We start from the raw sequence: 5,865 nt of genomic DNA, 5'->3' as shown, positions 1-5,865 counted from the left end.
TGTTCATCGCTTCGGAAGTGATGTTCTTCGTCGCCTGGTTCTGGGCCTTCTTCGACGCCAGCCTGTTTCCCCACGAGGCGATCCAGGCGAGCCGTGTGGAATTCACCGGCGGTCAGTGGCCGCCGAAGGGCATCGAAGTTCTCGATCCTTGGCATTTGCCGATCTATAACACCGTGATCCTGCTGCTGTCCGGCACCTGTGTCACCTGGGCTCACCACGCGCTTCTGCATGGCGATCGCAAGGGGCTCGTCAACGGTCTCGCGCTGACGGTTATCCTCGGCCTGCTGTTCTCCTTCGTGCAGGGCTACGAATATGCCCATGCGCCGTTTGCCTTCAAGGACTCGATCTACGGTTCGACCTTCTTCATGGCGACCGGTTTCCATGGCTTCCACGTCATCGTCGGCACGATCTTCCTGACCGTGTGCCTGCTACGTGCCGCCAAGGGCGATTTCACGCCGAAGCAGCATTTCGGCTTCGAGGCTGCCGCCTGGTATTGGCACTTCGTCGATGTGGTCTGGCTGTTCCTGTTCTTCGCCATCTATATCTGGGGCGGCTGGGGCGCGCCGCTGGCCGGCTGAGGCATCATGAAAAGATGAAATCGAACGGCGCCTGCGGGCGCCGTTTTTCTTGGGCTAACCGGAATGGAGGCCGCATTTTGGGATGCCGGTACGAGCGATATAACTGGGTATGACAACGCCTGAGGCGAGTGCCTCACGTCGTCGCCCCGGCATGCTGGCGCATCGGCCTGAAAATCGGAGTGGCTTTTCGGAAGGCCCGATGCGTAGATACAGGAGTTTGGAGCGTCCTTTACGCGTCCGAATGGACGCATGGCGCTTTACGGGAAGGAAGATCATGAGTGAGGATAATGCGCATTTCGCCCCGGTCGATCCGGTGAAGGCCGGGCTTTCGGCATGTTGCCCGCGGTGCGGGCAGGGGCGTCTGTTCGATGGCCTGACCAAGCTCAAGCCCCGTTGCAGCAATTGCGGGCTCGATTATTCCTTTGCCGATTCCGGCGACGGTCCGGCGATCTTCGTCATCCTGCTCGCAGATCTCATCGTGGTCGGTCTCGCGGTCTGGACGGAGATCAACTATCAGCCGCCGGTCTGGCTGCATTTCGTGCTCTTCGGCCCCATGGCGATCTTCGTATCGCTCTGGCTTCTCCGGACCATCAAGGCGCTCTTGATTGCGCTTCAGTACAAGAACAGTGCCGCGCAGGGAACGATCGACCGTGGTTGACACCGGGGTTCCCGGCCGCAAGAGCGGCGGCTGGCGTTTTGCCGTGACCGTCGTCGCGGCGTCGGTCGCCATGGCCATCCTGCTTTCGCTCGGCACATGGCAGGTCCAGCGTCTCCACTGGAAGGAAGCGCTGATCGCCGATATCGAGGCGCGTCGCCATGCCGACCCGCTCGGTGTGGCAGGCCTTGAGGCCGTGCTGCGCGAGGGTGGCGATGTCGATTATCGGGCCGCCCGCGCCGAGGGCCGCTATCTCAACGACAAGGAACGGCATTTCCTCGCGACCTTTGACGGCGAGGCGGGCTTTTATGTTTACACGCCGCTGGCGCTTTCCGACGGCCGCTATCTCTTCGTCAATCGCGGCTTCGTGCCCTATGACCTGAAGGAGCCCGCGAACCGGACGCAAGGCGCGCTGCAGGGCGATCAGATTGTCTCAGGCCTTGCCCGCGCCCGGCTGGCGGGCAAGCCGGGCTTCATGGTGCCGGACAATGACGAGGCAAAGAACATCTTCTACTGGAAGGATCTCGATCGCATGGCCGCAAGCGTCGGCCTGCCGGAAAACACAGTGCTGCCGTTCTTCCTCGATGCCGATGCGACGCCTGTGCCGGGAGGCCTGCCGCGCGGAGGGGTGACCCAGATCGACCTGCCGAACAGTCACCTGCAATATGCGATCACCTGGTATGGACTGGCCTTCGCGCTGGCGCTCGTCTGCGCCTTCGCCTATGTCCGCCGCAGGAATTAGAGCAATTCCGGCAAAAGTGGGAACCGGTCTTGCGTCCGGAATTGCGTCAAAACGAAGAGATGGAGCATTGAAGGCGATTCCGTTTTCGCCTGAAATGGTCTGGACGGCCGTAGCCTGGCGGCCGAAGGGGGAGGGGAAATCATGACCATTATTGCAAATATTCTCGTCGCACTCGTGGCGCTCGAACATGTCTATATTCTGGTACTGGAGATGTTTCTCTGGACGAAGCCGCCGGGGTTGAAAGCCTTTGCCATGAAGCCGCAGCAGGCGGAGGCGACGAAGGTGCTTGCCGCCAATCAGGGGCTTTACAACGGCTTCCTGGCGCTCGGTCTTTTCTGGTCGCTCGCGCATCCCTCACCGGAATTTGCATTTCAGCTCAAGCTGTTTTTCCTTGGCTGTGTGTTCGTTGCTGGCCTATATGGGAGCGTGACGGCTTCGCGGAAGATCCTCTATATCCAGGCGCTTCCCGCTGTCGTCTCCTTGATCCTCGTGCTGCTGGCAGGCCATTGATGAATGTGAACGTCTCCCGATCGCCCCTGACGATAAGGCTTTGCGGCCCGCGCGGCTTCTGCGCCGGCGTGGATCGCGCCATCCAGATCGTCGTGCTGGCGTTGAAGGGCTATGGTGCGCCTGTTTATGTGCGCCACGAAATCGTGCACAATCGTTATGTCGTCGAGGGGCTGGAAGCCAAGGGCGCCGTCTTCGTCGAGGAACTGGACGAAATCCCGGAAGAGCATCGTGCGCAGCCGGTCGTCTTTTCTGCCCATGGCGTGCCGAAATCCGTGCCGGCGGATGCGACCGCCCGCAATCTCTTTTATCTCGATGCCACCTGTCCGCTGGTGTCGAAGGTGCACAAGCAGGCCATGCGCCACCAGCGCCTCGGCCGCCACGTCGTCCTGATTGGCCATGCGGGCCATCCGGAAGTGATTGGCACGATGGGGCAGTTGCCCGAGGGCACGGTTTCGCTGATCGAGACCATCGAGGATGCGGAAGCCTATGAGCCCGCCGATCCCGACAATCTCGGCTATGTCACCCAGACGACCCTTTCGGTGGACGATACGGTCGGTGTCATCGCCAAGCTTCGCGAGCGCTTTCCCAATCTGAACGACCCTTCGGCCGATAGCATCTGCTACGCCACGACCAACCGGCAGGAAGCCGTGAAGCAGGCAGCCCCCGGCTGCGATCTCTTCCTGATCGTCGGCGCGCCGAATTCGTCCAACTCCAAGCGGCTGGTCGAGGTCGCCCTGAAGGCCGGCGCAAAACAGTCGCTGCTGGTGCAGCGCGCTTCCGAGATCGATTGGGATGCAGTCGGCCCCATCCGCTCCGTCGGCCTCTCCGCCGGTGCGTCAGCTCCCGAGGTCATCGTCAACGAGATCATCGAGGCCTTCAAGGCCCGCTACGACACCACCGTCGAACTCGCCGAATTCTCCATCGAAAACGAGCATTTCCTCGTCAATCGAGAATTGCGCTCGATCGAACTCACCCACGAAGACATGGCATGGGTGAATGGGTGAGTTGCGACGGCGTAGCCGGAAAATCGATCCAGCGAATCGTTTTTAGCAACGAACGCCCTGAGCCCTAGCAAAGGGCCGGGATAGTCTTCCGCATATTCCCATCCGGCGTAGCCGGAAAAACGATCCTCTATCGGAACGTTCCGCCTGTTTTATTCGCCCGCGCCCCGCCGCGCCCCTTCTTCAACAGGGAAATATGCCGGTCTGTCGAGGTCGGCGATCAGGCCCGGTTGTACCGGTTGCCAGCCAAGGATCTCCCGAGTCCACTGGCTGGAAGCCCGGCTGTCCATCGCGGCGAAATGCTGGAACCAGCCAAAGTGCTCCGCTGCTTCCTCCGCTGACTTGCCGACGATGGGTATGCCGAGGCGGCGGCCGATGACTTCGGCGATGGAGCGGAACGGAATGCCTTCCTCATCCACCGCATGATAGCGCGCGCCGGCCGTAGCATGTTCCAGCGCCAGCCGGAAGACGCGTGCGGCATCGAGCCGGTGGACGGCCGCCCAGTGGTTTGTGCCTTCGCCGATATAGGCGGAGACACCGGTTCGCCGGGCGATCTCGATGAGAAGTGGCACGAAACCATGGTCGCCATCGCCATGGACGGAGGGCGGAAGCCGCATGACCGCGACGCGAACGCCTTGCGCGGCTACGGATGCGACCGCCTCTTCGGTCGCCACGCGGGGAATTGCGGCGGAGGTGGGTACGTTGTCCGCCTCTGTCGCAAGGCGAGGGCCTGCCAGCAGGCCAGTGCCCGACGTTACGATCAACGGCCGGTCCGATCCGGTCAGCGCCGAACCGAGCGCCTGTACTGCGCGGCGGTCGTTTTCGCAGTTTTCCTTGAACTTCGAGAAGTCGTGATTGAATCCCGTATGAATGATGCCATCCGCAAGCGCGGCACCCCGCACGAGACTTTCCGTATCCTCGATATCGCCGCGATGAACCTCCACGCCCGCGGCAAGAAGTGCGGCGGCCGACGCGTCGGACCGTGCCAGCCCCAGGACGCTGTGCCCTGAGAGGAGCAATTCCCGCACCACGGCCGAGCCGACGAAGCCTGTGGCCCCAGTTACAAAAACACGCATGATCTTCACCTTCCTGTTCTGTGCGGCGCCAGAAACCGCATGGGTGAGAGGATAGTTCGTTGCTGCGGACGATCTATGCGTTATAATCCGTAGTATCTTTTCAATCGTCCGAGATATGTGCATGGACCCACTGTCAAACGTGTTGTCGTTGCTGAAACCGAAAAACTATCTGTCGGCGGGTTTCGAGGCAGCGGCCCCTTGGGCGATCCAGTTTCCCGACCAGCAGGAAGGCATAAAATGCGTCGCGGTCATTTCCGGCGAATGCTGGCTCTCGGTGGAGGGAATAGCGGATGGTGTTTGGCTTAAACCCGGCGATTTCGCGCTCCTTCCGAGCGGCCGGCCCTTCCTGATGGCAAGCGGCAGGGAGGTGAAGCCGGTCCCGGCCTCCGAGATCTTTGATCCCTCGCGGCCCGGGCGCGTGACGCGCCTCAATGACGGGGACGCCTTCTCTTCCGTCAGCAGCCGTTTCGGGCTCGAAAGCCAACATGCGGGCCTTCTGTTGAAGGCCCTGCCACCCATCGTGGTTATCAGGGATGAGAATGGTGAGGCGGGATTGCGCTGGTCTGTCGAGCGGATGATGCAGGAGATGCGGGAGCCGCAACCCGGTGGCTTTCTGGTGCTCCAGCATCTCGCCCATATGCTTCTGGTGCAGGCGCTGCGCCTGCATCTGGCAGATGGAGCAGGCTCGGTCGGCGCTGGCTGGCTGCTCGCCCTGTCGGACAGGCAGTTGAGCAGAGCGATGAGCGCGATCCACGATGAGCCCGGTCAGCGCTGGACGCTCGAGGCGCTGGCCCTCGTCGCCGGCATGTCGCGCTCGAGCTTTGCCGAACGGTTCCGGCAGGTCGTCGGCATGGCGCCGATAGACTATCTGGCGCGCTGGCGCATGCTGCTTGCCTGCGACCGGCTGGAGAACACGGATCAACCCGTCTCCGTCATCGCGCCCGCTCTGGGCTATGAGTCCGAAGCCGCTTTCAGCACAGCCTTCAAGCGGATCGTCGGCTGTTCGCCCCGCCGCTATGCCCGAGACCGCGATCCCGATGAGAGGCCTTTGAACGAGCGGATTGGCATGGTGACAGGCTTTTCTCTGGCGCTGTGACGGCGTGCTCCGTTCTCTCCTGCCCCGGAAACCTGTGCCTCGTGTCGTTCCGGGACTGGCACTCGCCCATCCCCCTGTGTATGCGTTGGCGTATCATTTATTCGGCGGCGCATGGTCCGCGGCATGTGTTCAGGACGTTCGGGAACAAAACGTGGCAGTCTATACCGATATCACCGAAACCGACCTCAAGGATTTCCTCGCCCAGTA

General features: G+C 61.7%; 7 protein-coding genes. 6 read left to right on the top strand and 1 reads right to left on the bottom strand.

Annotation, left to right across the window (positions count from 1 at the left end; genetic code table 11):
- The 5 genes from OJJ21_RS13530 to ispH form a co-directional block, all read left to right on the top strand.
- Positions 1–578, top strand: a 578-nt coding sequence (locus tag OJJ21_RS13530) for a cytochrome c oxidase subunit 3 (RefSeq protein ID WP_297687104.1), incomplete at its 5' end; no start/stop codon positions are given.
- A 241-nt stretch (positions 579–819) separates the two neighbouring features.
- The gene (locus OJJ21_RS13525) at positions 820–1,236 is read left to right on the top strand and encodes a DUF983 domain-containing protein (protein ID WP_297687103.1); all 417 of its coding nucleotides are present in this window, start codon (positions 820–822) and stop codon (positions 1,234–1,236) included.
- On the top strand, positions 1,229–1,975 hold the full coding sequence (locus OJJ21_RS13520; RefSeq protein ID WP_297687102.1) for an SURF1 family protein: 747 nt from the start codon (positions 1,229–1,231) through the stop codon (positions 1,973–1,975). The genes OJJ21_RS13525 and OJJ21_RS13520 overlap by 8 nt, the downstream gene beginning before the upstream one ends.
- A 141-nt stretch (positions 1,976–2,116) precedes the next feature.
- Entirely contained in the window at positions 2,117–2,485 is a 369-nt protein-coding gene (locus OJJ21_RS13515; protein ID WP_250946856.1) for a DUF1304 domain-containing protein, read from the top strand.
- On the top strand, positions 2,485–3,489 hold the full coding sequence (ispH, locus tag OJJ21_RS13510) for a 4-hydroxy-3-methylbut-2-enyl diphosphate reductase (protein ID WP_297687101.1): 1,005 nt from the start codon (positions 2,485–2,487) through the stop codon (positions 3,487–3,489). Before OJJ21_RS13515 ends, ispH begins: the two co-directional genes overlap by 1 nt.
- 149 nt (positions 3,490–3,638) lie before the next feature.
- On the opposite strand, the gene OJJ21_RS13505 is transcribed toward ispH, so the two are convergent.
- The gene (locus OJJ21_RS13505) at positions 3,639–4,562 is read right to left on the bottom strand and encodes an SDR family oxidoreductase (RefSeq protein WP_297687100.1); all 924 of its coding nucleotides are present in this window, start codon (positions 4,560–4,562) and stop codon (positions 3,639–3,641) included.
- 121 nt (positions 4,563–4,683) lie between these two features.
- Between OJJ21_RS13505 and OJJ21_RS13500 the strand changes: the two genes are divergently transcribed.
- Positions 4,684–5,658, top strand: coding sequence for an AraC family transcriptional regulator (locus OJJ21_RS13500; protein ID WP_297687099.1), 975 nt, complete (start codon positions 4,684–4,686; stop codon positions 5,656–5,658).
- The last annotated feature ends 207 nt before the right edge of the window (positions 5,659–5,865 follow it).

Source organism: Ferrovibrio sp., assembly GCF_025869515.1.
Classification (GTDB): Bacteria; Pseudomonadota; Alphaproteobacteria; order Ferrovibrionales; family Ferrovibrionaceae; genus Ferrovibrio.
The sequence above is the reverse complement of the archived record's forward strand: the minus strand, read 5'-3'. Positions and strand labels throughout refer to the sequence as shown.